At 68.7% G+C, this 24,610-nt stretch carries 21 protein-coding genes; 15 read left to right on the plus strand and 6 right to left on the minus strand.

The window, feature by feature from the left end; translation table 11 throughout:
* The first annotated feature begins 11 nt into the window (after nt 1-11).
* Both IG04_RS0134445 and IG04_RS0134450 read left to right on the plus strand, forming a co-directional pair.
* Nucleotides 12-899, plus strand: a complete 888-nt coding sequence (locus IG04_RS0134445) for an AurF N-oxygenase family protein (protein WP_030480923.1) — start codon at nt 12-14, stop codon at nt 897-899.
* Nucleotides 872-1,651 (plus strand): alpha/beta fold hydrolase, encoded by a 780-nt coding sequence (locus tag IG04_RS0134450; RefSeq protein WP_030480924.1) that lies wholly within the window; start codon nt 872-874, stop codon nt 1,649-1,651. The genes IG04_RS0134445 and IG04_RS0134450 overlap by 28 nt, the downstream gene beginning before the upstream one ends.
* Before the next feature lie 37 nt (nt 1,652-1,688).
* Here IG04_RS0134450 and IG04_RS0134455 read toward each other — a convergent pair whose 3' ends face one another.
* Entirely contained in the window at nt 1,689-2,318 is a 630-nt protein-coding gene (locus tag IG04_RS0134455; RefSeq protein ID WP_030480925.1) for a TetR/AcrR family transcriptional regulator, read from the minus strand.
* Between the two features lie 125 nt (nt 2,319-2,443).
* On the opposite strand from IG04_RS0134455, the gene IG04_RS0134460 reads away from it, so the two are divergent.
* The 11 genes from IG04_RS0134460 to IG04_RS45845 all read left to right on the plus strand — a co-directional run bounded on the left by IG04_RS0134460 (nt 2,444) and on the right by IG04_RS45845 (nt 16,092).
* Entirely contained in the window at nt 2,444-3,397 is a 954-nt protein-coding gene (locus IG04_RS0134460) for an alpha/beta fold hydrolase (RefSeq protein ID WP_036016520.1), read from the plus strand.
* A gap of 40 nt (nt 3,398-3,437) precedes the next feature.
* The gene (locus tag IG04_RS0134465) at nt 3,438-4,433 is read left to right on the plus strand and encodes a DUF3152 domain-containing protein (RefSeq protein ID WP_245816653.1); all 996 of its coding nucleotides are present in this window, start codon (nt 3,438-3,440) and stop codon (nt 4,431-4,433) included.
* 79 nt (nt 4,434-4,512) lie between these two features.
* The gene (moeZ, locus tag IG04_RS0134470) at nt 4,513-5,685 is read left to right on the plus strand and encodes an adenylyltransferase/sulfurtransferase MoeZ (protein WP_030480928.1); all 1,173 of its coding nucleotides are present in this window, start codon (nt 4,513-4,515) and stop codon (nt 5,683-5,685) included.
* Nucleotides 5,686-5,818: 133 nt separating this feature from the next.
* Complete coding sequence (locus IG04_RS0134475) at nt 5,819-6,616, plus strand: TIGR02569 family protein (protein ID WP_245816652.1); 798 nt, start codon at nt 5,819-5,821, stop codon at nt 6,614-6,616.
* A 105-nt stretch (nt 6,617-6,721) separates the two neighbouring features.
* A complete protein-coding gene (locus IG04_RS0134480; protein ID WP_051771268.1) occupies nt 6,722-8,641 on the plus strand; it encodes a molybdopterin oxidoreductase family protein in 1,920 nt (639 codons plus the stop codon).
* Nucleotides 8,638-10,083, plus strand: coding sequence for an FAD-dependent oxidoreductase (locus IG04_RS0134485; RefSeq protein ID WP_030480931.1), 1,446 nt, complete (start codon nt 8,638-8,640; stop codon nt 10,081-10,083). The genes IG04_RS0134480 and IG04_RS0134485 overlap by 4 nt, the downstream gene beginning before the upstream one ends.
* Before the next feature lie 99 nt (nt 10,084-10,182).
* The gene (locus IG04_RS0134490) at nt 10,183-11,484 is read left to right on the plus strand and encodes an MFS transporter (RefSeq protein ID WP_051771270.1); all 1,302 of its coding nucleotides are present in this window, start codon (nt 10,183-10,185) and stop codon (nt 11,482-11,484) included.
* 111 nt (nt 11,485-11,595) lie between these two features.
* The gene (nirB, locus tag IG04_RS0134495; RefSeq protein WP_030480933.1) at nt 11,596-14,052 is read left to right on the plus strand and encodes a nitrite reductase large subunit NirB; all 2,457 of its coding nucleotides are present in this window, start codon (nt 11,596-11,598) and stop codon (nt 14,050-14,052) included.
* Entirely contained in the window at nt 14,049-14,360 is a 312-nt protein-coding gene (gene nirD, locus IG04_RS0134500; RefSeq protein WP_030480934.1) for a nitrite reductase small subunit NirD, read from the plus strand. The genes nirB and nirD overlap by 4 nt, the downstream gene beginning before the upstream one ends.
* A complete protein-coding gene (locus IG04_RS0134505) occupies nt 14,357-15,448 on the plus strand; it encodes a uroporphyrinogen-III synthase (protein ID WP_030480935.1) in 1,092 nt (363 codons plus the stop codon). The genes nirD and IG04_RS0134505 overlap by 4 nt, the downstream gene beginning before the upstream one ends.
* Nucleotides 15,445-16,092 carry a sirohydrochlorin chelatase gene (locus IG04_RS45845; protein WP_084402059.1) on the plus strand — a complete coding sequence of 216 codons (648 nt, stop codon included), beginning with the start codon at nt 15,445-15,447 and terminating at the stop codon, nt 16,090-16,092. The genes IG04_RS0134505 and IG04_RS45845 overlap by 4 nt, the downstream gene beginning before the upstream one ends.
* Before the next feature lie 244 nt (nt 16,093-16,336).
* Here IG04_RS45845 and IG04_RS0134510 read toward each other — a convergent pair whose 3' ends face one another.
* The 3 genes from IG04_RS0134510 to IG04_RS0134520 are packed head-to-tail and all read right to left on the minus strand — an operon-like array spanning nt 16,337 to nt 18,991.
* Complete coding sequence (locus IG04_RS0134510) at nt 16,337-16,660, minus strand: MGMT family protein (RefSeq protein ID WP_030480936.1); 324 nt, start codon at nt 16,658-16,660, stop codon at nt 16,337-16,339.
* 13 nt (nt 16,661-16,673) lie between these two features.
* On the minus strand, nt 16,674-17,663 hold the full coding sequence (locus IG04_RS0134515) for an alpha/beta hydrolase (RefSeq protein ID WP_030480937.1): 990 nt from the start codon (nt 17,661-17,663) through the stop codon (nt 16,674-16,676).
* A 17-nt stretch (nt 17,664-17,680) separates the two neighbouring features.
* Nucleotides 17,681-18,991 (minus strand): cytochrome P450, encoded by a 1,311-nt coding sequence (locus IG04_RS0134520; RefSeq protein WP_030480938.1) that lies wholly within the window; start codon nt 18,989-18,991, stop codon nt 17,681-17,683.
* A 181-nt stretch (nt 18,992-19,172) separates the two neighbouring features.
* On the opposite strand from IG04_RS0134520, the gene IG04_RS0134525 reads away from it, so the two are divergent.
* Together IG04_RS0134525 and IG04_RS0134530 are read left to right on the plus strand one after the other, a co-directional pair.
* A complete protein-coding gene (locus tag IG04_RS0134525; protein WP_030480939.1) occupies nt 19,173-19,991 on the plus strand; it encodes an SAM-dependent methyltransferase in 819 nt (272 codons plus the stop codon).
* 102 nt (nt 19,992-20,093) lie between these two features.
* A complete protein-coding gene (locus tag IG04_RS0134530; protein WP_030480940.1) occupies nt 20,094-22,178 on the plus strand; it encodes a putative bifunctional diguanylate cyclase/phosphodiesterase in 2,085 nt (694 codons plus the stop codon).
* Here IG04_RS0134530 and IG04_RS0134535 read toward each other — a convergent pair.
* Complete coding sequence (locus IG04_RS0134535; protein WP_030480941.1) at nt 22,171-23,172, minus strand: alpha/beta hydrolase; 1,002 nt, start codon at nt 23,170-23,172, stop codon at nt 22,171-22,173. The two genes, IG04_RS0134530 and IG04_RS0134535, sit on opposite strands and share 8 nt — an antisense overlap.
* A 17-nt stretch (nt 23,173-23,189) precedes the next feature.
* Entirely contained in the window at nt 23,190-24,503 is a 1,314-nt protein-coding gene (locus IG04_RS0134540) for a cytochrome P450 (RefSeq protein WP_030480942.1), read from the minus strand.
* Nucleotides 24,504-24,610: the final 107 nt, after the last annotated feature.

The following is a 24,610-nucleotide window of genomic DNA, read 5'->3' on the forward strand; positions in this document are numbered from 1 at the left end:
GAGGGCAACCGATGAGGGTCGCCGATCGGGAGAAGACAGCGGAACGGCTCCTCAAGTCGTCCGCCGAGAAGTTCTACGACCCCGAGGTGGACATCGACTGGTCCGCACCTCTGGTCGACGGGCTCTTCTACATCCCTGAACAGCGCATTTCGCTCTACGGCACGCCTCTCTACGACACGCTCTCGCAGGAGCAGCGCGTCGAGCTGTCGAAGCACGAGCTGGCGTCGATCGCGTCCGTCGGCCTGTGGTTCGAGCTGCTGCTCATGCAGATGCTGGTGAAGGTCGTCTACAACACCGACCCGACCACGCGGCACGCCCAGTACGCGCTGACCGAGGTCGCCGACGAGTGCCGTCACTCGACGATGTTCGCGCGCCTGGTCGAACGGATCGGCTGCCCGGCCTACGGGCCCACTCGCCACACGCACCGCATGGGCAAGCTGCTGCCGATCATCGGCTACGGCCCCGCGATGTACGGCTCGATCCTGGTCGCGGAGGAGATCCTCGACCGGCTGCAGCGCGAGGCGATGACCGACGACACCATCCAGCCGCTCGTGCGGATGGTGAACCGGATCCACGTGCTGGAAGAGGCCCGGCACGTGCGGTTCGCGCGTGAGGAACTGCTGCGCGGGATGTCGGAGCTCAAGGGCTACGAGATGCCGTACCAGAAGTGGCTGGTCGGGTACGTGTCGATGATGATCACGCGCGCGATCATCAACCCCGCCGCGTACGCCGCCGTCGGGCTCGACGTGCGCGAGGCCCACCGCCAGGCGCTGGGCAACGAGCGGTTCCAGGAGACCATTCGCTGGTCCGGCGAGCGGATCATGACGTTCCTGGACGAGGCCGGACTCGTGGGAAGGCCGGGGATGCGCTCATGGCGTCGCTCGTTCTTGATCGGCTGAACGTCGTCACGTCGGGGCCTTCGTCCTCCGGCGCGACCGCGGTTCTGCTGCACGGGTGGACCATGGACCTGACCACCTGGGACCGCGTCGCCGCCGCACTGCCTGGCCGGGTGGTGCGGTACGACGTGCGCGGTCACGGTGGGTCTTCGGGTGCGGGGACGATCTCGGAGCTGGCCGACGACCTGGCCGCCGTGCTGGAGGAATGCGTTCCGTCCGGGCGGATCGTGCTGGCCGGCCACTCGCTGGGCGGCATGACGATCATGGCGCTGGCCGAGCAGCGGCCCGAGCTTTTCGCGCGGGTGTCCGGGGTCGCGTTGATCGCCACGTCGTGCGGCAACCTGCCCCAGCAGCTCTGGGCGGAGCGGCTCGCCGGGCGATGGCTGGCCCGGCGGCCGAAGGTCGGGTTCGGCCGCGTGATCACCCCGGGGCTGCGGATGACGTTCGGGCGGCGGCCGCGGTGGGCCGACGTGCGCGCGGCCGCGGCGATGGCAGGGAACACGACCGGTGAGGCGTTCGTCGGGATCCGCGAGGAGCTGACGCTGCACCAGCGGCGGGAAGCGCTCGCGGTGCTGTCGGACATCCCCACGGTCGTGATGGCCGGGTCGTGGGACGTGCTCACACCGATGCGGCACTCACAGGTGCTGGCCGAGGCGCTGCCGAGCGCGCAGTTCGTGATCTATCCCAAGACCGGGCACATGTTGCCGCTGGAACGGTCCGAGGACGTGGCGAGACGAATAGCCGCGCTGATGTGAGAAAAGGGCCCGCACTCGCGGGCCCTTTTCGTTGGGATCAGTGCTGGAGCGGGAAACCGCCACCGATGCCGCGCCAGGCCAGGTTGGAGATCAGCGCGACGGCGTCCTCCTTGGGCACACGGCGGTTGTCCGCGAGCCACGACCGTGCCGTGACCTGGGACAGCCCGACGAGGCCGACGGCCAGCAGGCGAGCCCGCTCCTCGTCCAGGCCCGCGTCCGCGGTGATCGTGTCGGTGATCGCGTCCACGGAGTCGGTGGTCGCGCGTTCCACGGCCGACTGCACGGCCGGTTCGGAGCGCAGGTCCGACTCGAACACCATGCGGAACGCCTGGCCCTCGCCGTCCACGAAGTCGTAGAAGGCGGCCACGGCGGCGCGGACGCGGAGCTTGTTGTCCGTGGTGGAACCGATGGCGGTGCGCACGCGGCCGACCAGCTCGTCCACATGGGACTCGAGGAGCGCCATGTAGAGCTCCAGCTTGCCCGGGAAGTGTTGGTACAGCACCGGCTTGGACACGCCCGCACGCTCGGCGATCTCGTCCATCGCCGCGGCATGGTAGCCGTTGGCGACGAACACGTCCTGCGCCGCTGCCAGCAGTTGCGCGCGGCGGGCGGTGCGCGGCAGTCGAACGCCCCTGCCTGCGGGTGCGCTCTGCGCCGTCTCCGTCATGGTGCCTCCAGCACGAGTGATCCGGCCGCGGACAGGGGTTGCCAGACCGAGGCTGAGCGCAACCTTACTCGCTGGTAGCCGACTTCCGGGAACCATCTGAGCGTTCTTTCCCGCATCCTGGTCCGGTGAGCACCATCAATCCCGCCCCGTTGTCCACCGTCGAGCTGCCGCCGTTGGACAAGTCCCAGACGCCGTGGCCCGGCGAGTTTCACCAGGTAGACGACCACGAGGTGCACGTGAGGGTCACTCCGGGCGACGGGCCGCCGGCCGTGTACGTGCACGGGCTTGGCGGGTCCGCGACGAACTGGACAGATCTCGCGGCGCAGCTGAAGGACCACGTCAGCGGCTACTCGATCGACCTGCCCGGGTTCGGCCGGTCCGAGCCGATTCCCGGCTACGACTTCAGTCTCGCCACGCACGCCCGCACGGTGATCAAGTACCTGGAAACGCTCTCACAGCCCGTGCACCTGCTCGGCAACTCCATGGGTGGCGCGATCTCCGTCATGGTGGCCGCGAGCAGGCCGGATCTCGTGAAGACGCTGACGCTGGTCTCGCCGGCCGTGCCCGACCTCAGGCCACGCCTCGACCGCATGTCCGATCCGCGGATGGCGCTCGCCGTCCTGCCGATCGTCGGGGCCAGGGTGCGTCGTGAGCTCGCGAAGCTGTCCGCGCACCAGCGCACGAAGCAGATGCTGGAGCTGTGCTTCGCCGACCCGAGCGTGGTGCCCGACCACCGCATCGAGGAGTCGATCAAGGAGAACGAGGAGCGCGCCCGGCAGCAGTGGGCGGGGCAGGCGCTCAACCGCAGCACGTTCGGCCTGATGCAGAGCTGGTTCACGCCGGGGCCCAAGTCGCTGTGGCGGCTGCTCCCGCTGGTCAAGGCGCCGACGCTGGTGCTCTGGGGCGAGAACGACCGGCTCGTCAGCGTGCGGAAGGGCCCGCGGACGGCACGGTCGCTGCCCAAGGGACGACTGCTGGTGCTTCCCAGGACCGGCCATGTCGCCCAGATGGAGCGGCCCGCCACCGTGGCGAGGGCCGTGCTGGGCATGTGGGAGGCGGTCGACCGGCACTCATGGTGACGAACGACGGCCGAACGGGGGGTGTGGGACCCTGGAGCACGTGAATCGCGCCCCCGAGCGAGGACGTACTGCTCCGCCCGCTGACCGCTACCGTCGCGGCGAGCGCCGGACCAGCGCGGAACCGCTCGCGGCCGCCTGGGAGCCGGACGGCACGCAGGCCCTGCGAAGGCCGCGCAAACGTCGTGGTGTCAAGAAGCTCGTCGCCAACTACGGCTGGCGGATCTACGCGATCCCGGTCCTGCTCGTGCTGACGGCTTTGGTGGTGCTCGACACGGTGCAGCCGAAGGCGCCCGCGACCGGCGACGGCGGCAGCACGAACGCCGCCGAGACGCCCGTGACCACGCAGGAGCCGCCCGCCTCCGAACTGCCGGCCAAGAAACCGGACCTGAAGATCCCGACCGCCGAGTTGCCGGCCGGCCCGGACTTCTCGCAGGACGGCGTCGGCACGTTCAAGGTGATCGCCGGCGGCGGCCCGCGCGTCGGCGAGGCGAACGCGCCCAAGTTCCGCAAGTACGCGATCGCCGTCGAGGACGGCGTGAAGCCCGCCGACTTCAACGACGACCCGGCCGCGTTCGCGCGCACGATCGACGGAATCCTGTCCGACCCGCGCAGCTGGATCGGCACCAAGCAGGTCGCGTTGCAGCGGGTCGAGGCGAACCAGAACCCGGACTTCGTCGTGGCGCTGACCACGACGAAGACGACCCACACGCTGTGCGGCAAGGAGATCCCGTTCGAGACCTCCTGCTGGAACCCCAGCACCAAGCGCGTGATCATCAACGTCGCCCGCTGGGTGCGCGGCGCCATGGTCTACGGCCCTGACCTGGCCGGATACCGCACGTATGTGATCAACCACGAGGTCGGTCACGCCCTGGGCAGCGGCCACGCGGCCTGCGCCGAGAACGGCGCGCCCGCCCCCGTGATGATGCAGCAGACGTTCGGCGTCTCGAACGACTTCGTCTCTCAGCTCAACGCGGGCCAGGACGTCGTTCCCGCCAACGGCAAGGTGTGCACGCCGAACGCGTTTCCCGCAGGCTGAGACAGCTTTCCAACGGGGAAGAGTCGAGGCAGGGTAGACGTTGTCTCGGACACGGAGACATTCGTCGAGGAGGACCAGCATGGCGCTTCCGCCGCTCGTTGAGCCAGCCGCGGAGCTGACCAAGGAAGAAGTCGCGCGCTACAGCCGCCACTTGATCATCCCGGACGTCGGGGTGGACGGGCAGAAGCGGCTGAAGAACGCGAAGGTGCTCGTCGTCGGCGCGGGCGGCCTTGGTAGCCCGGCACTGCTGTACCTGGCCGCGGCCGGGGTCGGCACGCTCGGCGTCGTCGACTTCGACGTCGTGGACGAGTCGAACCTGCAGCGCCAGGTGATTCACGGCCAGTCCGACGTCGGCCGCCCGAAGGCGGAGTCGGCGCGCGACTCGGTCGCCGAGATCAACCCGTTCGTCAAGGTGATCCTGCACCAGACGCACCTCAACTCAGAGAACGCGCTGGAGATCTTCCGCGACTACGACCTGATCCTCGACGGCACCGACAACTTCGCCACCAGGTACCTGGTGAACGACGCCGCGGTGCTGCTGGGCAAGCCGTACGTGTGGGGTTCGATCTTCCGGTTCGAGGGCCAGGTCAGCGTCTTCTGGGAGGACGCCCCGGACGGCCAGGGCCTCAACTACCGCGACCTCTACCCGGAGCCGCCGCCTCCCGGCATGGTCCCGTCGTGCGCCGAGGGCGGCGTGCTGGGCGTGCTGTGCGCGTCGATCGGCTCGATCATGGTGACCGAGGCGATCAAGCTGCTCACGGGCATCGGCGACCCGCTGCTGGGCCGCCTGATGGTCTACGACGCGCTGGAGATGTCCTACCGGACGATCAAGATCCGCAAGGACCCGGAGTCGCCGAAGATCACCGAGCTGATCGACTACGAGGCGTTCTGCGGTGTCGTGTCCACGGACGCGCAGCAGGCGGCCGCGGGCAACACGATCACGCCGCTCGAGCTCAAGCACAAGCAGGAGTCCGGTGAGGACTTCCTGCTGGTGGACGTGCGCGAGCCGCACGAGTACGAGATCGTGAAGATCCCGGGCTCGGTGCTGATCCCCAAGGACAGGATCCTGTCCGGGGAGGCGTTCGCGGAGCTGCCGCAGGACAAGCCGCTGGTGCTGCACTGCAAGTCCGGCGCCCGTTCCGCGGAGGCGCTCGCGGCGCTGCACAAGGCGGGCTTCTCCGACGCCGTGCACGTCGGCGGCGGTGTGCTGGCGTGGGCCCGCGAGGTCGACCCCAGCCTGCCGACCTACTAGCCGTGGCGGGTGCTTTCGGGTGCTCAAGCGCCCGAAAGCACCCATCAGCCATTCGGCTTTTCGGGTGGCGGCGCGAATCATGGTGTGCTGCCTTCCACCACCCGGACGGTCTAAGCAGGTAGCGTGCCCGACCGTGACCCGCTCCCCCGAACCGCCCCCAGCGCACGTGCGTGCGGCGTTCGGGGCACGCGACGCCGAGCCGGAGCTGATCGACGGCGGTCCCGCCTGGCGTTGCGGTGACGCCACGATCAGACCGTCCCCCCGGCCCGCCGAGGCCACCTGGATCGCCAAGACCCTCGACGGCCTCGACGTCCACCACCTGCGCATCGGCCGACCGCTGCGGTCCACCGACGGCCGGTACGTCGTCGGCGGCTGGTCCGCCACGAAGTTCCTCGCGGGCCGGGCCGAGGCGCGGCACGACGAGGTCATCGCCGTCGCGCAGCGCCTGCACCAGGCCACCGCGGAACTGCCCAAGCCGCGGTTCCTGGACGCGCGCACGGACGTGTTCGCCGTCGCCGACCGCAAGGCGTGGGGCGAGGAGGACGTGCCGCTCGAGGCCGACCTCGGCGGCAGGCTGTTCGACCTGCTCAAGGAAGCGCAGAAGCCGATCAACCTGAAGCCGCAGGTCGTGCACGGTGATCTGTTCGGCAACGTGCTGTTCGCGGGCAACGCGCCGCCGGCCGTCATCGACTTCACCGCCTACTGGCGCCCCGCCGAGTGGGCCGCCGCAGTGGTCGCGGTGGACGCCGTCGCGTGGGGTGGCGCGGACTCCGGGCTGTTCCACCGGTGGAGTCACCAGGCCGAGTGGGAACAGGCCCTGGTGCGCGCGACGCTGTTCCGGCTGGCCGTGCACGCGCTGCACCCGTTGTCAACGTCACAGTCCTTTGCGGGCTTGGAACGAGCTGCTCACCACGTCACCGCACTGCTCTGAGCGGGTCATTTTCCACGTCGGAAACATTTCGGCGCGCGGGGTTAACGGGGGCTTCTTAGCGTCAGCGGCGTGACCCATTGCCCCTACTGCGCGCTGCAGTGCTCCATGAGCGTCATCGACGGCCAGGTGACACCTGGTCCCGGTGGGCTGTGCCAGAAGGGCTGGACGGCAGGGGAGCTGCTGCGCCATCCCGGCCGGCTCACCACGCCTCTCCTGCACGGCCGGCCGGTGTCGTGGGACGAGGCACTGGACTTCGTGGCCGCGCGGATCACCTCCTGCGAACCCGACGAGGTCGCCGTGTTCGGCGGCGGCGGGCTGACGAACGAGAAGGCCTACGCGCTGGGCAAGTTCGCGCGCGTCGCGTTGAAGACCTCGCAGATCGACTACAACGGCCGGTTCTGCATGTCGTCGGCCGCCGCCGCGGGCAACAGGGCGTTCGGGCTGGACCGCGGGCTGCCGTTCCCCCTGACGGACCTGCGCGGCGCCGACACCGTGCTGCTGGCGGGCTCGAACCCGGCTGAGACGATGCCGCCGTTCCTGCGGCACCTCGAAGGCGCGCGGCTGATCGTCATCGACCCGCGGCGCACGCCGACCGCCGAGCGCGCGACGTTGCACCTGCAGCCCGCGCCGGGCACGGACCTGGCGCTGGCGCTGGGGTTGCTGCACACGGCGGTCATCGAGGGCGTGATCGACAAGGAGTACATCTCCTCGCGGACCTCAGGTTTCGACGACGCGTGGCGGGTGGCGGCGGGGTGGTGGCCCGAGCGGGCCGAACGCGTCACGGGCGTGTCCGCCGCGGACCAACGCGCTGCCGTGCACATGCTGGCCGGGCGCTCGTACGTGCTGACCGGGCGCGGCACCGAGCAGCACGCGTCCGGCACGGACAACGTCTCGGCGTGGATCAACCTGGCGCTGGCACTGGGTCTGCCCGGTCGCACCGGTTCGGGGTACGGCTGCCTGACCGGGCAGGGCAACGGCCAGGGCGGCCGCGAGCACGGGCAGAAGGCCGACCAGCTGCCGGGGTACCGCAAGATCGACGATCCCGTTGCGCGGCAGCACATCATGGACGTCTGGGGCGTCGACTGGCTGCCCGGTCCGGGGCGCAGCGCGTACGAGTTGCTGGTCGCGGACGACATCAGGGCGATGCTGGTGTTCGGCAGCAATCCGGTGGTGTCGGCGCCGCGGGCGTCCGGTGTCGTCGACCGGTTCAAGGCGCTGGACCTGTTGGTGGTGGCGGACTTCGTGATGTCGGAGACCGCCGCGATGGCCGACGTCGTGTTCCCGGTGACGCAGTGGGCCGAGGAAGACGGCACGATGACCAACCTCGAAGGCCGGATCATCAGGCGCCGCAAGGCACTCGACCCACCCGCCGGGGTGCGCAGCGACCTGGAGTTGTTGCAGGGCCTCGCCTCGCGGCTCGGTGTGGGCGAGAAGTTCCCGGTGGCGCCGGTCGAGGTCTTCGAGGAGTTGCGACGGGCGTCCGCCGGCGGTCTGTCGGACTACTCCGGCATCACCTACGAGCGGCTGGAGTCCGAGCAGCTGCACTGGCCGGTGCCGTCGGTGGATCATCCCGGCACGCCAAGGCTCTTCCTCGACCGGTTCACGCATCCCGACGGCCTGGCGCGGTTCATCCCGGTCGACCACCGCGGCCCCGCCGAGCCGCCGGACGAGGAGTTCCCGTTGCAGGCCACCACCGGGCGCGTCCTGCAGCACTACCAGTCGGGAGCGCAGACGCGGCGGATCGGCGAGCTGATGAAGGCCGTCCCCGAGATGTACGTCGAGGTCCACCCGGACACGGCTGCGCGAGCCGGCCTCGCTTCCGGCGAGTCCGCACACGTCGTGTCCAGACGGGGAACGGTGACGGCGGTCGTGCGGTGCGTGCCGAGCATGCGCGCCGACGCGGTGTTCCTGCCGTTCCACTTCCCCGGTGACGGGCGGGCGAACCTGCTCACCAACCCCGCGCTCGATCCCACGAGCCGGATGCCCGAGTTCAAGGTATGCGCGGTTCGATTGGAGCGGGCATGAGGCGAGTCGTGATCGTCGGGTACGGCATGGCGGGTGCGCGGCTGGCGGACGAACTCCGGCGGCGCGATCAGGACATCTCCATCACCGTCGTGGGCGCGGAACCGCACGCCGCGTACAACCGCGTGCTGTTGTCGACGGTGGTGGCGGGCACGATGACGCCCGAGTCGACGCGGCTGCACGACGAGAGGTGGGCGGACGAGCACCGCGTCGACCTGCGGCTGGGCTGGGAAGTCAGGGAGGTCGACCGCGCTGCGCGCACCGTGGTGGTCGGCAGGGCAGGCGGTGATCCGGAGCCGGCCATTCCTTACGACGCCCTCGTTCTCGCCACCGGCAGCGTCCCCTGGGTGCCACCGGCCGAAGGCCTCACCGAGGACGGCAGGCTCGCCCCCGGCGTCGTCGCCTTCCGCACCCTCGACGACTGCGCCCAGATCGAGGCCAAGGCAGGCAAGGGCATGCCCGTCGCCGTCCTCGGCGGCGGTCTGCTCGGCATCGAGGCCGCCCGTGGCCTGGCCGGACGCGGCTGCCTGGTCACGGTCGTCCACCCCGTCGGCCACCTCATGGAACGTCAGCTCGACCCCGCTGCCGGTGGCGTGCTCGCCCGCACGCTCGGCAAGCTCGGCATCGAGTTCCGCCTGAACTCCATGGCCACCAAGTACCTGCCCGGCGACGGCCTGATCCTCGACGACGGCACGCACGTCCCCGCCGAACTCGTCGTGGTCTCCGCTGGCGTGCGCGCCGAGACGTCGCTGGCGGTGCGGGCAGGCCTGACCGTCGACCGCGGCATCGTCGTGGACGACGCGCTGCGCACCAGCGATCCGCGCATCCACGCGATCGGTGACTGCGCCCAGCACCCCGGCACGGTGTCGGGCCTGGTGCAGCCCGCGTGGGACCAGGCCGCCGTGCTCGCGGACCGCCTGACCGGCACGGACCCGTCCGCTCGCTACCGGGGCACTTCCGTTGTCACGCGGCTGAAAGCGCGTGACATCGACCTCGCGGCGCTGGGTGACGTGCACACCGATGTGGACTGTCCGGACTCGGAAGTCCTGTGTTTCCAGGAACCTTCGCGCGGCCGGTACGCCAAGCTCGTGCTGCGCGACGACCGGGTGACGGGCGCGATCGTGCTCGGTGCGCCGGACGCGGCGGCCACGATCACCCAGCTCTACGACCGCGGCATCCCCGCGCCGACCGACCGCCTGGCGTTGCTGCTGGGACGTGCGTTGCCCGCCGAGGCCGCGTCGCCCGCCGATCTGCCGTCCAGCGCGGTGATCTGCCGGTGCAACACCGTCTCCAAGGGACAGATCGTGTCGGCCTGGCGTGCGGGCGCGGAGTCGTTGCCGCAGCTCGCGGAGGCCACCCGCGCGACCACGGGCTGTGGTGGCTGCAAGGACGCGGTGTGCGGGTTGCTCGACTGGCTCGGAGCCTCACAGCCCGCTCCGGCCTGATGTGCGGCGGAGTTGCCTCCGCCGTCACCGCCCAGAACGCCTCGGTAATGCGCGGTTCCTAGATTTTCGGGCAACGCCGACCCCGCGGAGGACTTCAAGATGAGCTGGATCGACCACTGGGAGCCGGAGAAGCCCGAGTTCTGGGAGAACAAGGGCAAGCGGATCGCCCGCAAGAACCTCGTGTTCTCCATCCTCGCGGAGAACCTCGGGTTCAGCGTCTGGGTGCTGATGAGCATCGTCGTCGTGAGCCTCGGCTCCGTCGGCTTCGACTTCAGCGTCGGTCAGCAGTTCTGGCTGCTGATCGTGCCGAACCTGGTGGGCGCCGCGCTGCGGGTGCCGTACACGTTCGCGGTGCCGCGCTTCGGTGGCCGGCTGTGGACGACGATCAGCGCCGGGTTGCTGCTCATCCCGTGCACGATGCTCGCCTACGCGGTGTCGACGCCGGGCACGCCCTACTGGTTCTTCCTGCTGACCTCGGCCGCGATGGGCCTCGGTGGCGGCAACTTCTCGTCGTCGATGGCGAACATCTCGTTCTTCTACCCCGAGGGCAAGAAGGGCCTGGCGCTCGGCCTGAACGCGGCCGGCGGCAACCTCGGTGTCGCGATCACGCAGCTCCTCGTGCCGATCGTGATCACCGTCGGCACCGGGATCCACCTCGCCTACGCGGCGCTGATCTGGATGCCGTTCATCGTTCTCGCCACTGCCTGCGCGTGGTTCTTCATGGACAGCCTCACCCAGGCCAAGCCGGACGGGCAGTCGTACCGGCTGGCGATGCAGAACCGGCACACCTGGGTTATGTCGTTCCTCTACATCGGCACCTTCGGCTCGTTCATCGGGTTCTCGTTCGCGTTCCCCTCGCTGATCAAGATCAGTTTCGTGGACTACAAGGGCTGGGTGGCGCTCGCGTTCCTCGGCGCGCTGATCGGCTCGGTGGCCCGCCCGTTCGGTGGCTGGCTGGCGGACCGGATCGGGGGCGCGAAGGTGACGCTGGGGACGTTCGTCGGGCTCGCCATCGGCTCCGTCGGCGTGATCGTCAGTGTCGACGCGCACAACTTCGCGCTGTTCTTCGGCTCGTTCATCGCGTTGTTCGTGCTGGCGGGCGTGGGCAACGGCTCGACGTACCGGATGATCCCGGCGATCTTCCGCACCCAGTCGGACGACGACAAGTCCGCGAAGCGCCAGGCCGCCGCCGTCGTCGGCATCGCGGGTGCGATCGGCGCCGCCGGAGGTGTGCTGGTGAACCTCGTCTTCAAGTTCTCGCTGGAGGGTTCGAAGACCCTGACGCCCGCGCTGACCGCGTTCCTGGTCTTCTACGGGCTCTGCGTCGGCACCACGTGGTGGTTCTACCTGCGGCGCAACGTGTTCGCGGCGCGTCCGTCGCTCGCCTACGCGGGCGTGTGACGCACGCCTCGCTGATCTGCGGAGAGAGTTTCCTTTAACACCCGCGAAATACCGCGGACCTTGGGATGACACGCCGCCCGGTGAGCATACCGGGCGAAGGAGGAATGCCCGATGACCCAGACTTTGGTCGTAGTTGGCAACGGCATGGTCGGCCACCGGCTCGTCGAGATCCTTCGTGACTCGTCCTGGCGGATCGTGGTGTTCGGTGAGGAGTCCCGTCCCGCCTACGACCGCGTCGCGCTGTCGTCCTATGTGGACAGCTGGAACTTCGCGGACCTGGAGCTGCCCGCACTGGGCGGCTGTGAGCTCCGGCTCGGCGAGAAGGCCGTGTCCGTGGACCGCGCCCGCAAGGTCGTCGTGGGCGCCTCGGGTGTCGAGGTCTCCTACGACGCCCTGGTGCTGGCCACCGGCTCGGTGCCGTTCGTACCGCCGGTGCCAGGTCGTGACCTGCCCGGTTGCCACGTCTACCGCACGGTCGACGACCTGGACGAGATCCGGGCGACCGTGGAGGAGGCTTCGCGCCCAGGGCGGCGTTCCGGCATGGTGCTCGGCGGTGGCCTGCTCGGCCTTGAGGCCGCCAACGCGTTGCGCGGCATGGGAGTCTCGCCGCACGTCGTGGAGCTGGCGCCGCGGCTGATGCCGATCCAGGTCGACGACGGTGGTGCCGGGCTGTTGAAGCGCCTGGTCGAGAAGCTCGATCTGACCGTGCACACCGGCACCTCCGCCTCCTCCATCGAACGCGACGGTTCGCGGTTGATCGCGAAGCTGGCCAGCGGACTCGAACTCGACCTGGACGTCGTGGTGTTCAGCGCCGGCATCCGGCCGCGCACCGACCTCGACCTGGGGCTGGAGCTGGGGCCGCGCGGTGGTTACCTGGTCGATGCGGCCTGCCGGACCTCCGACCCGCGCGTCTTCGCGATCGGCGAGTGTGCGGCCGTAGAGGGTGTCACGTACGGGCTGGTGGCTCCCGGCTACTCGATGGCCGAGGTGGTCGCCGACCAGCTTTCCGGTGGTGCGCGGGTGTTCCCCGGCGCCGACGTGTCGACGAAGCTGAAGCTGCTCGGGGTGGACGTGGCGTCGTTCGGCGACGCGCACGCCCAGACCGAGGGCGCGCTCGAAGTCGTGGTCAACAACGCCGTCGCGGGCACCTACAGCAAGCTCGTGGTGTCGGACGACGCCCGCATCCTGCTGGGTGGCGTGCTCGTCGGTGACGCCTCGTCGTACCTGTCGCTGCGGCCGTTGGTGGGCAAGGAGGTTCCGGCCGCGTTGCTGCAGCCGGGCGGCGCCGTGGACGTCGAGATGCCTGCTGACGCGCAGGTCTGCTCCTGTCTCGCGGTCACGAAGCAGACGATCACCGACGCGATCCAGTCCGGCGTGGCGTGCGACGTGGCGGAGCTGAAGGCGTGCACCAAGGCCGGTACGGGCTGCGGCTCGTGCGTGCCGATGCTGAAGAAGCTGCTGACCGACTGCGGTGTCGAGCAGTCCAAGGCGTTGTGCGAGCACTTCACGTACTCCCGCGCGGAGCTGTTCGAGATCATCCGGGCGACGCGCGTGGCGACGTTCTCCGCGTTGATCGAGAAGCACGGCACCGGACGTGGTTGCGACATATGCAAGCCCGCGGTGGCCTCGATCCTGGCGTCGCTGGGCAACGGGCACATCCTGGGCGAGACGCAGGTCTCGTTGCAGGACACCAACGACAGGTTCCTGGCGAACCTGCAGCGCAACGGCACCTACTCCGTCGTGCCACGCATCCCCGCCGGTGAGATCACGCCGGAGAAGCTGATCGTCATCGGCGAGGTGGCCCGCGACTACGGCCTCTACACGAAGATCACCGGCGGCCAGCGGATCGACCTGTTCGGTGCGACCGTCGACCAGCTGCCGGAGATCTGGCGGCGGTTGGTCGACGCGGGCTTCGAGTCAGGGCACGCGTACGGCAAGTCGTTGCGCACGGTGAAGTCCTGCGTCGGCACGACCTGGTGCCGTTACGGCGTGCAGGACTCCGTCGGCCTCGCCATCGAGCTGGAGCTGCGTTACCGGGGGCTGAGGTCGCCGCACAAGCTCAAGTCGGCGGTCTCCGGCTGTGCCCGTGAGTGCGCCGAGGCGCGAGGCAAGGACTTCGGCGTGATCGCGACGGAGAACGGCTGGAACCTGTACGTCGGTGGCAATGGTGGGTTCACGCCCCGGCACGCCGACCTGCTGGTGTCCGATGTGGGCACCGAGGAACTGATCCGGATCATCGACCGGTTCCTGATGTTCTACATCCGCACGGCTGACCGGTTGCAGCGCACGTCGGTGTGGCTGGAGGGGCTCGACGGCGGGCTCGACCACCTGCGCGAGGTCGTCGTCGACGACAAGCTCGGCATCTGCGCCGAACTGGAGACCGCGATGGAGTCGCACGTCTCCGACTACGCCGACGAATGGCGTGGAGTGCTGGAGGACCCGGAGAAGCTGGCGCGGTTCACGTCATTCGTGAACGCGCCTGGTGTACCCGATCCCACGATCTCGTTCCGCGCTGAACGCGGTCAGCGCGTCCCCGTCTCCCTGGGCATCCCGGAGGTCGTCAGATGATCGTCTGTGACTTTGACGTGTTGCGGCCGGAACAGGGCGTCGCCGCGTTGCTGCCCGACGGCTCGCAGGTGGCGGTGTTCCTGACCGCGGAAGGCTCGGTGCACGCGCTCGACAACATCGACCCGTTCAGCGGCGCCGCGGTGCTGTCACGCGGCATCGTGGGCGACCGCGGCGGCGTTCCCGTCGTGGTGTCACCGGTCTACAAGCAGGCGTTCGAGCTCGCGACCGGCAAGTGCCTGGAGGAACCTTCCGTCTCCGTTGCGGTGCATCAGGTGCGCGTGCGTGACGGAGTTGTGGAGCTGACATGACGGGTCCGCTGGCGGGCTTCACGATCGGCGTCACCGCGGCCCGCCGGGCCGACGAGCTCATCGCGATGCTGGAACGCAAGGGCGCCTCGGTGCTGCACGGTCCGGCGTTGCGGATCGTGCCGCTGCCCGACGACGCGACCCTGCACTCCGCGACGCTGGAGCTGGTGTCGTCGCCCGTGGACGTCGTCGTCGCGACCACCGCGATCGGCTTTCGCGGGTGGTTCGAGGCCGCCGAGGGATGGGGACTCGCCGGGCGTCTGCACCGGGCACTGGAAGGCGCCGTGGTCCTGCCACGTGGCCCGAAGGCCAAGGGCGCGGTCCGCGCGGCCGGCCTGGTCGAGGCCTGGTCGCCTTCGTCCGAGTCGAACGCCGAGCTGCTGCAGTACCTGCTGCGGATGGGCGTGTCGGGCAAGCGAATCGCCGTTCAGCTGCACGGCGAGCCGTTGCCGGACTTCGTGAACACGCTGGAGGCCGCTGGGGCTCTCGTGGTCGAGATTCCGGTTTACCGGTGGGAGCCGCCGGCTGATCTGGGGCCGTTGCAGCGGTTGATCGACGCCGTCCTCGCCGGGCAGGTGGACGCTTTGACGTTCACCTCGGCGCCTGCGGCTTCTTCTGTTCTGCGCACGGCTCCGGATTTCGGGGCTTTGGTTTCCTGTTTGCGGCGCGATGTTCTGGTGGTCGGTGTCGGGGCGATCACCGCGGGACCGTTGGTGGCCGCAGGGATTCCCGTTGTGCAGCCTGCCCGGTCGCGGATCGGGTCGATGGTGCGTGAGTTGGCGCTGGAGTTGCCCTCACGGGCGTTGCGGTTGCGGATCGCCTCTCGTGACATGGAGATGCGTGCGCAGGCCGTGGTGATCGACGGTGAGCTGCGGCCTGTCGCGCCTGCTCCCATGGCCGTGCTGCGGACTTTGGTGGCCGCTCGTGGCCGGGTGGTGTCGCGCCAGGACCTGTTGGCTGCCTTGCCTTCTGGTGGGGAAGAGCATGCCGTCGAGACGGCGATCGGGCGGTTGCGGACCGCTTTGGGGTCGCCGCAGATGGTGTGCACGGTCGTGAAGCGTGGGTATCGGCTAGCGATGGAGCCTGCATGAAACTGGTGTTGGCGTTCCACGGGACGCGTGATCCGCGTGGGGCTGCGGTGTGTTCGGAGATCGCCGCTGCTGTTCAGGAGTCGGTGGACCTGCCTGTTGAGGTCGCGTACGCCGATGTGCGGCAGCCGGACGTTCGGTCTGTTGTGGATGGTCCTTGTGTTGTGGTGCCGGTGTTCTTGGCTGCCGGGTATCACGTTCGGGTGGACATTCCCGCGCAGATCGGACCTCGGGCTGATGTGGTGCTGACGTCGCCGGTGGGGTTGGACGCGGTGCCGGCGGTTCGGGATCGGTTGCGGGAGGCAGGTTTCCGCCGCGGCGACGCAGTTGTGCTCGCCGCGGCGGGTTCTTCTGATTCGCGGGCATTGGCCACTGTTCGGCAGGCTGCGGCGTTGCTTGGGGCGGCTGGGGTTGGGTATGTGGCTACCGCTTCGCCTCGTGTTGGCGATGTGGTGGCTGGGTTGCGTGGGGTTGGGCGTCGGGTGGCTGTTGCTTCCTGGTTGTTGGCGCCTGGGGTGTTTCATGGGTCGCTTGCGGAGTGTGGGGCTGATGTCGTGGCTGAGCCTGTTGGGGCTCATCCGCTGGTGGTGGATGTGGTGGTGCGGAAGTACTTTGAGGCTCGGGCTGTGTTGTTGCGATCTGCTTGACGCGGGTCGGCTTGCGGGCGTTTGTCGCGTTCCAGCGGGGTGGTTGCGCTGGCGCGCGAGAGGTCGCCTTGCGAGGGTGGTTGCGCGGGTCGTGACGGAACTGCGCGGGGTTGCGATTGGGGCTTGACCTTGAGCCTCTGGCGGGATGCTTGACGGCCGGAAAAGGCCGGGCTGAAAAGCGCCCGGCCGTGCCCATGAGGGGAGCATCCCGCCAGCGGAGGGGTGGCGCGTTCCGTGCGGGCCGTTACCAGAGGCCGGGTACCTCGTCGGCCTCCTTGCGGGCGTCCTCCCAGCGGTACTCCCGCAGGTTCACCTTGCCGTCGAGGTTCGGAACCCCCTCCTCGTGCAGGAGCTGGAGTTGGGTGTCGCGGAGGTGCGGGGCGCAGGTGCCGTCGGCCTTGAGGACCCGCTGCCACGGCAGGTCGTTGCCGTCCTCGTTGAGGATGCGGCCGACCAGCCGTGGCGACGGGGCCTTGGCGAGATCTGCGATGTCGCCGTAGGTGGCGACTCGTCCGCGTGGGATGGCCTTGATGAAGTCGCGGACTCGCTCGTGGATCTCTTCGTCCATGCGCCGAGTCTAGCTAGATGCCCTTGGACCACCGGGCCACGGCGGCGTGGTAGTCGGGGGCGTTCGGGGCGTAGTTGATGGAGTGGCCGTAGCCGTTGAGGACGTAGGTGTCCAGGCGCGGGACCGCTGGGAAGAACGGGGCCTCGTCTGCCTTGAGGGCGGCGGCGGAGGAGCAGTCGCTGCCCATCAGCGGGATGCCGGAGCTGCAGAAGTGGGTGTCGTTGCCGACGACGATGAGGACCGGGACGTTGATCCTGCGTGAGATCGGGATGACGACCGTGTTGAGGAGGATGGTGTCCACGGCCTCGGTCACGGCGAAGACGTCCTTGGTGGCCTCGTCGAACGAGATCGAGCCTGGGATCAGTGGGCCCGGTTTGTGGAACGAGTTGTAGCGGGTGTCCGGCATCGTGGTGAGGTAGCCGAGGTCCAGGCTCGCCGGGATCATGTTCGCGAGGACGGGGACGACGGTCACGTAGTTCATCTTGTGCGTGAAGCCGGTGACCAGGACGCCGTCCACGTCTCGGTGGGTGCCTGCCTCGATCATCGCCATCGCGGAGCCGATGGAGTGGCCCGCGACGATCACCTTGGTGAAGCGGGGTTTCAGGGTCGTGATGACCTGGTGGACCGCGCTGGCCTGGGTCGAGGCCGTGATCAGGACGCTCAGTGGCTTGGAGCTCCTGCCGGTGCCCAGGCGGTCCAGTGCGAGGGTGGCGAAGCCCGCCTTGTTCTGGGACTGGGTGAACGAGCGGGTCGACGGTTCGAAGCCGACGTCCCAGTACGTCCGGTCGTAGGTGCCGCCCGGGATCAGGACCTGCACGGTCTTCGCGCCCGTGGGGACGCACAGCCTGCCTGCCACGGTCTCCTGTGTGGTGACCAGTGGGGTCAGGCCGATGCGCACCGGGTAGGCGACGTCCTGGCAGGACGTGGCTGCGGAGGCCGGCGGCGGGGCTAACAGGGTTCCGGTGGCGAGCAGCGCGATGGCGCACAGCCGGCGGAAACGCATGGGGGAACTACCTCCAACTAGTTGCGGGGGACGGCCTTCATGAGCAGGCCGTTCGGGTACGGCGCGGAGGTGAACTTCACGCGCGCCGGACGGGTGGGGACGAGGCGCCACTTCGCCGCGATGGTCGCGAGCGTGATGACGATCTCGGTCTGGGCGAAGGTGTTGCCGAGGCACTGGCGGTTGCCGCCGCCGAACGGGATGAACGCGCCGCGCGGCAGGCCGGCGGTGAACTCGGGCGTCCAGCGGTCGGGCCAGAAACGTTCCGGTGACGGGAAGTAGCGCTCGTCGTGGTGCAGTGCGTGGGGGCTGACGATCACCTCGGCGCCGGCGGGCAGTGAGACGTCGCCCAGCTGGACCTCGGTGAGCGTCCGGCGCATCACGAACCAGATCGGGTACTTCCGCAGCGTTTCCTGCACGATCTGGCTTGTATAGGTCAACGACGCGACGTCGGCGAACGTCACCGGGCGGTCGCCCACGACCGAGTCGACCTCGGCGTGCAGCCGGCGTTCGACCTCGGGGTCGTTGCCCACCTCGTAGAGCGCCCAGGCCAGTGCGATCGCCGTGGTCTCGATGCCCGCGGTGAGCAGGGTCAGGACCTCGTCGTAGGTCTGCTGGTTCGTCATGCCGACGCCGTCCTCCTGCGCCAGCAGCAGCATGGACAGGACGTCGCCGTTGTCGGTGCCGTCCGCGCGCCAGCTCTCGATCACCTGCAGCACAACGGCTTTCATGCGTGCGATCGCCGCGTCGAACTCCCGGTTGCCCGGCAGCGGGAGTTTCTCCACGAAGGACGGGGACAGCGCGCGGATCATGCCCTGCTGGATGACCGTGAAGATGGACCGGCGGACCTCCTCGACCGCGCGTTTGCCGATCTCCGTCGAGAAGAGCGTCTCGCCGACGATGGTGACCGCGAGCTCCTGCATGTCGTCCTCGATGACACGGACTTCGCCGGGGCGCCACCGCGCAGCCAGCGCAGCAGCAGCACGAGCCATCGTCGAGGCATAGGCTTCAATCCGTTCCCGATGGAAAGCCGGCTGCATCATCCGGCGCTGGCGCAGGTGGTACTCGCCGTTCGACAGCAGCAGCCCCGTGCCCAGGTACGGCTGGAACTTGTCGAACATGGCGCCCTTGCGGAACTTCGAGCCCTGCGACACAAGCACTTCGTGAGTCAGCGAAGGACTCGTGACGAAGTGCGCGTGCAGGGGGCCGAGGTCGAGACGCACGACGTCGCCGTGTTCGTGCAGCGCGTCGGTGAACTTGGCGCGTTGCCTGAGCATCGACGGGGTGTGCCCCAGCAACGGCCAGCGGTGGGGAGCCACCGGGACGGGCATTCGGGCTCCTGAGGAGTTCGGCCGAATGGGAATGGACCACCCTAGGAGCCGTTTGGGGTAAGACGACAGTGCCTGAACGGGTGGTTCGGCGTCACTCTGATGGTGCAGTGCGCCCGGTGCCCGGGTGACTAAGCTCGTGCGTCTTCCCCGAACCGCCACGAAACCGAAGAGGGTGTTCCCCGTGGCAGAGACCCAGAACTGGGTTCCGCTCGGCATCGACACGAACGTGCCGAGCATGGCCCGCGTCTACGACTACATCCTCGGCGGCGCCCACAACTTCGCCGCCGACCGCCAGGTCGGATCGCAGATCGAGAAGCTGGTGCCAGGCCTGCCCAGCGTCGCCAGACTCAACCGCCGGTTCCTCGGCCGCGCGGTGAACTTCCTGATGGACCAGGGGATTCGCCAGTTCCTGGACATCGGTTCCGGCATCCCGACCGTCGCGAACGTGCACGAGGTCGCCCAGGAACGCGACCCTGCCGCGCGCGTCGTCTACGTCGACAAGGACCCGGTCGCCGTCGCGCACAGTCAATTGATGTTGTCTGACAACGAAAACGCCGCGATCGTGCAGGCCGACATGCGCGACCCGGAGATGGTGCTGTCGAGTCCCGAGGTGAAGAGGCTGCTGCGCCTCGACGAACCGGTCGGGCTGTTGATGCTGCTCATGATGCACTGGGTGCCCGACGAGGACAGCCCGGACAAGCTCGTCGCCCACTACCGCGACGCGCTGCCCGCCGGCAGCTTCATGGTGATGACGCACGTGGCCAAGGACCAGATCGACGACACCGTCGACCAGGCCGCCGCGGTCGTGAACCGCAGCAAGAGCGCCGACCAGATGCACATGCGCAACCACGCGCAGGTCAGCGCCTTGTTCGACGGCTTTTCGCTGGTGGAGCCCGGTCTCGTCGGGTGCGGGGAGTGGCGCCCGGACGGACCGGGGGACGTCGCTGACGAGGCGTCCATGAACATGTTCTTGTACGCTGGGGTCGGTCGTAAGGACTGAAACCACGCTGTAGTGTCGGAGGATCACACGGTTGGCGCAGCGGGCGTCGACTGCCGGTAGGTAAACTCCCGGACACTCTCCAACCTATACAGGGCAACGGGAATGACGAAACCGAGCCGAAGACCCGATGCCGCTCCACCCGAGGGCGCCGCCGCCGTCCGTGCGCGAGAAGCCTTGTCGCGCAAGTGGAGCTACCTGCTCAGTAGCGTCGTCGTAGTCGCGCTGAGCCGAGATGAGCTGGACGCCGAACTGGGTGCCCAGCTCGACGCATTGTGCGCGGCACTGCACAGCGAACCGTTCGACCCTGCTCCGTTCGAGGAGGTGGGCGAACGGCTCGTCGCTCTCGGCTACGTCAACGAGCCCGGGCTGAAGCGCACGGTCGACGTGCTCGGCAAGGGCTTGCTGACGCTGGAGGAGTTCCGTTCGAGCGAGCGGCACACGGTCCGCGTCGTCGGCGGGATTGGGGCGCTGACGTGCGGCTTCACCGCGGCACGGGCACGCGCGATCCTGGACCAGCAGGAGAGCATGCAGCGCTCGCTGCTCAAGGCCGCCCATGACGCGCAACGCGATCAGCGCCAGAGCGAGGCGAAGTTCGAGGGCATCGCGTCCTCGTCGACCAACGGCATCCTGATCGTCGGCCTCGACGGCCGCCTCGCCTGGGGCAACGAGTCGATCGGCGTGATCATCGGACGTGCGCCGGAGCCGGGCACCCGTCTTGCCGAGCTCATCGCGCCGAACTCGATCGTCGTGTTCCGCGAGATGATGGAACGGGTTCTGTCCGAGCGCGGTGAGTTCGAGCGGGAACCGATGCAGCTCGTGTGCGGTGACGGCGATTTCGCCAAGGTGACGCTCACGGCGTCACTGCTGCGCGACGACGAAGGCAAGCCCAGTCATGTCCTCGTGATGGCGGACGACGACACAGAACTTGCTTTGTTGCAGGGAGAACTGCGCAGGCAGTCGCTGCACGACGTGCTGACCGGGCTGCCGAACAGGCAGTTCTTCACCACGCACCTCGAAACCGTGCTGCGCAGGGCGGATCCCGAGTTCGGCGTGACGATCTTCCATCTCGACCTCGACGCGTTCGGCCTGGTGTGCAACAGCCTCGGCGCACGGGTCGGCGAACACCTGCTCCAGCACGTCGCACGCAGGCTGCGGGCCGTGATGTCGCACGAGAAGGCCATGGTCGCGCGGTTCGACGGCGACGAGTTCGGCATCATCGTGGAGAACACGGCGCTCACACCGGACGTCGCGACCACCATGGCGACCATCAACGCCGACCTGGGCGAACCGACCTATGTGGACGGTCACGGTCTCGCCGTGTCGGTGAGCGCGGGCGTCGTGCACAGGCCGTCGCCCGACGTCGACCCGGCCGAGCTGCTGCGCACGGCCGACCTGGCGCTGCGGCAGGCCAAGCGCGACCGCCGCGGTCAGTGGGAGTTGTTCCACACCAACGAGGACGCCGCCGGACGGCGTGACGCGGCACTGGCCGTGGTGATGCCGGGAGCGTGGGAGCAGGGCGACATCGGCGTCGTCTACCGGCCCGTCCGCGAGCTGGCGACCGGCGACCTGGCCGGCGTCGAGGCCCTGCTGCACTGGGACCTCTCCGACCGCTGCGCCGCACTCGCCGACCAGAGCGGGCTCATCCTGCCGATGGGCGAGTGGCTGATCAGGATCGCCACCGGCCAGGCGCAGTGGTGGCGCCAGCGCGGCGAGCTCGACCAGCAGTTCGGCGTGCGGCTCACGCACCACCAGTCGACCGACGCGGACCTGGTGTCACGGGTGTCGAAGGTGCTGGAGGAGACCGGGATGCCGGGCGCCAGGCTGACGCTGACCATGCCGGTCGGCGTGCTGGGCGTGGCCGACGCGGCGGACAACCTGGGCACGCTCGCGGACATGGGCGTCCGGATCGCCCTCGACGACTTCGGGCTCGGGCCGCGCGATCTGGCCTGGCTCTCGGCGCTGCCGGTGGTGTCCGTGCTGGTGCCGAAGGACCTGGTGCACAGGCAGGATCCCCGCTTCGCCGCGTTGATCCCGGCCGTGCACGACCTGGGCGTGAACCTCTGTGTGGACGGGATCGAGACCGCCGAGCAGGGGAAGTGGTGGCAGGAAGCGGGCGCCGACCTCGCGATCGGCGCCCACTACGGTTCCCCGCGTGACGCGGGCGAGTTCCTGCGGAAGTTCAGCTAAGGCCGCGCTGCCACGCGATGACAGCCGCGTGGTAGCTGTTGGCGGTCTTCGTGTCGAAGTTGAAGACGTGCCCGTACCCGTTGACGACGAAGCCGTCGAGCCGCGGTGCCTTGGGGTAGAACGGCTTCTCTGACCGGACGAGTGCCTGGGCCGAGGAGCAGTCGGCGCCGAGCGGCGGGGTGCCGCAGAAGTAGTCGGCCGAGGTCTGGACGGTCATCACCGGCACGTTGATGAGGGCGCTCACCGGCAGCACGAGGTTCGACATCAGTGCGGTGGTGACGAACTCGCCCGCCGAGACGACGTCCTTCGTGGCCTCGTCGAGGGTGTTCACGGCGGTGATGCTCGGGCCAGGCGCGTGGAACATGGTGTAGCGCGAGCCCGGTGCCGTCGTCAGGTAGCCGACGTCGAGGCCGCGCAGGCTCAGCTTCGGGTCGATCAGCGCGGGGATCAGGTTCGTCAGCGCGGGTACGGCCCTGATGTAGTCCCACTGGTGCGTCATGCCGGTGACCAGGACGCCGTCGACGTCGCGGTACCTGCCTGCCTCGGCCATCGCGATGGCCGAGCCGATCGAGTGCCCGCCGACGAGCACCTTGGCGAACCGGGGGCGCAGCTTCTGGATGACCTGGTGCACCGCCTCGGCCTGGTTGGGCACGTCGACGAGGATGCTCAGCGGCTTCGTGCTCCTGCCGGAACCGATCCGGTCGACGGCCATGGTGGCGATGCCCGCCTTGTTCATCGCGCGCGTGACCGAACGGGCCTCGCCGTCCACCGGGATGTCCCAGTAGCCGCTGGTGTAGGTACCACCGGGGACGAGCACCTGGACGGTCTTCGCTCCCTGCGGGACGCACAACCTGCCGTACATCGTCTGCCTGATGAGCCCGAACTGAACGGGCGTGTACACGTCCTCGCAGGTCGTCGCGGCAGCGCTGGCCGGCGCGGGAACCGGCAGCAGGGCAGCGAGCAGCACGGCGGCACAGAGCCGACGGAAACGCATGGGGGAACAACCTCCAGCTAGCGGGGGACGACCTTCATCATCAGGTCGTTGGGGTAGGCCGCGTTCGTGAACTTGGTGCGCACGGGCCGGTCGGGGACCAGCCGGTAGCGCGCGCAGACCGTCGCCACCACGATGGCGATCTCGGTCAGTGCGAAGTGGTTTCCGATGCACTGGTGGATGCCGCCGCCGAACGGCACGAACGCGCCCTTCGGCAGTTGTTTGACGCGTTCGGGCGTCCAGCGATCCGGGTCGAAGCGTTCGGGGTCAGGGAAGTTCGCGGGGTCGTAGTGCATCGTGTGCGGGCTGAGGATCACTTCGGTGCCCGGAGGCAGGACGGCGCCGCCGAGTTCGACCTCCACGGCCGTGCGGCGCATGACGAGCCAGAGCGGGTACTTCCGCAGGACCTCGGTCGCCACCTGGCCGACGTATGTCAGCTTCGGCACGTCGTCGATCGTCACCGGACGCCCGGCCAGCACCTCGTCGACCTCGGCCACGACCCGCCGTTCCACCTCGGGGTCGGCGGCGATCTCGTGGAAGATCCAGGCCAGTGCCAGCGCGGTGGTCTCGATGCCCGCCGTCAGCAGCGTGATGACCTCGTCGAAGACCTGCTCGTCGGTCATCGGTTCGCCGGTCTCGGCATCCCGTGCCATCAGCAACGTCGACAGCAGGTCGCCGTGGTCGGTGTCGTCGCCGCGACGGCTCTCGATGACCTCGTGCACGATCGCGCGCATCCGGGCGATGGCCTCGTCGAACTCGCGGTTGGCCGGGATGGGCAGCTTCTCGACGAACCCCGGCGAGAGGGCGCGCATGATGCCGTTGCGGATGATCACGAACACGGACCGGCGTGCCTCGGCGATCGCCTTCTTGCCGATCTCGGTGGAGAAGAGGGCCTCACCGACGATCGTGACGGCGAGGCCCTGCATGTCGGCCTCGAGCTGCCTGATGTCGCCAGGACGCCATCCGTCCAGCAGGTCGAGCGTCGCGCGGAGCATGGTGTTCGCGTAACCGGCGATCCGGTCGCGGTGGAACGCCGGCTGCATCATGCGGCGCTGGCGCTGGTGGAAGGCTCCGTTCGACACGGCGAGCCCGTTGCCGACGAACGGCCGGAACTTGTCGTACATCCGGCCTTTGTGGAACTTCGGCGCGTCGGTGACCAGCACCTGATGGGTCAACTGCGGGCTGGCGACGAAATAGGTGCGCATCGGCCCGAGATGTACTTCGACGAGATCACCTTGGTCCCGTAAATTCCCGGTGAATGCGAATCTTTTTCTGAGCATAGGCAGCGAATGCCCGAGAAATGGCAGCCTGCCGGGTGCCACCGGGACGGACATCATCGCTCCTCGCGAGGGGGAAAGAGATCGAGCCACCCTATGAGTCGTTCGGTCCAGGGTGACAGTGCCCGATCGGGTGGAGTGCGTTCACACTTGCGGCGTAGTCG

This window comes from Lentzea albidocapillata (genome assembly GCF_000719115.1).
Taxonomy (GTDB): domain Bacteria; phylum Actinomycetota; class Actinomycetes; order Mycobacteriales; family Pseudonocardiaceae; genus Lentzea; species Lentzea albidocapillata.

Bases quoted from the DNA above. Each gene is read 5' to 3' on its own strand.
- IG04_RS0134445 (WP_030480923.1), top strand. From the start codon at position 12: ATGAGGGTCGCCGATCGGGAGAAGACAGCGGAACGGCTCCTCAAGTCG.
- IG04_RS0134450 (WP_030480924.1), top strand. From the start codon at position 872: ATGGCGTCGCTCGTTCTTGATCGGCTGAACGTCGTCACGTCGGGGCCT.
- IG04_RS0134455 (WP_030480925.1), bottom strand. From the start codon at position 2,318: ATGACGGAGACGGCGCAGAGCGCACCCGCAGGCAGGGGCGTTCGACTG.
- moeZ (WP_030480928.1), top strand. From the start codon at position 4,513: ATGGCGCTTCCGCCGCTCGTTGAGCCAGCCGCGGAGCTGACCAAGGAA.
- IG04_RS0134480 (WP_051771268.1), top strand. From the start codon at position 6,722: ATGAGCGTCATCGACGGCCAGGTGACACCTGGTCCCGGTGGGCTGTGC.
- IG04_RS0134485 (WP_030480931.1), top strand. From the start codon at position 8,638: ATGAGGCGAGTCGTGATCGTCGGGTACGGCATGGCGGGTGCGCGGCTG.
- IG04_RS0134490 (WP_051771270.1), top strand. From the start codon at position 10,183: ATGAGCTGGATCGACCACTGGGAGCCGGAGAAGCCCGAGTTCTGGGAG.
- nirB (WP_030480933.1), top strand. From the start codon at position 11,596: ATGACCCAGACTTTGGTCGTAGTTGGCAACGGCATGGTCGGCCACCGG.
- nirD (WP_030480934.1), top strand. From the start codon at position 14,049: ATGATCGTCTGTGACTTTGACGTGTTGCGGCCGGAACAGGGCGTCGCC.
- IG04_RS0134505 (WP_030480935.1), top strand. From the start codon at position 14,357: ATGACGGGTCCGCTGGCGGGCTTCACGATCGGCGTCACCGCGGCCCGC.
- IG04_RS45845 (WP_084402059.1), top strand. From the start codon at position 15,445: ATGAAACTGGTGTTGGCGTTCCACGGGACGCGTGATCCGCGTGGGGCT.
- IG04_RS0134510 (WP_030480936.1), bottom strand. From the start codon at position 16,660: ATGGACGAAGAGATCCACGAGCGAGTCCGCGACTTCATCAAGGCCATC.
- IG04_RS0134515 (WP_030480937.1), bottom strand. From the start codon at position 17,663: ATGCGTTTCCGCCGGCTGTGCGCCATCGCGCTGCTCGCCACCGGAACC.
- IG04_RS0134520 (WP_030480938.1), bottom strand. From the start codon at position 18,991: ATGCCCGTCCCGGTGGCTCCCCACCGCTGGCCGTTGCTGGGGCACACC.
- IG04_RS0134530 (WP_030480940.1), top strand. From the start codon at position 20,094: ATGACGAAACCGAGCCGAAGACCCGATGCCGCTCCACCCGAGGGCGCC.
- IG04_RS0134535 (WP_030480941.1), bottom strand. From the start codon at position 23,172: ATGCGTTTCCGTCGGCTCTGTGCCGCCGTGCTGCTCGCTGCCCTGCTG.
- IG04_RS0134540 (WP_030480942.1), bottom strand. From the start codon at position 24,503: ATGTCCGTCCCGGTGGCACCCGGCAGGCTGCCATTTCTCGGGCATTCG.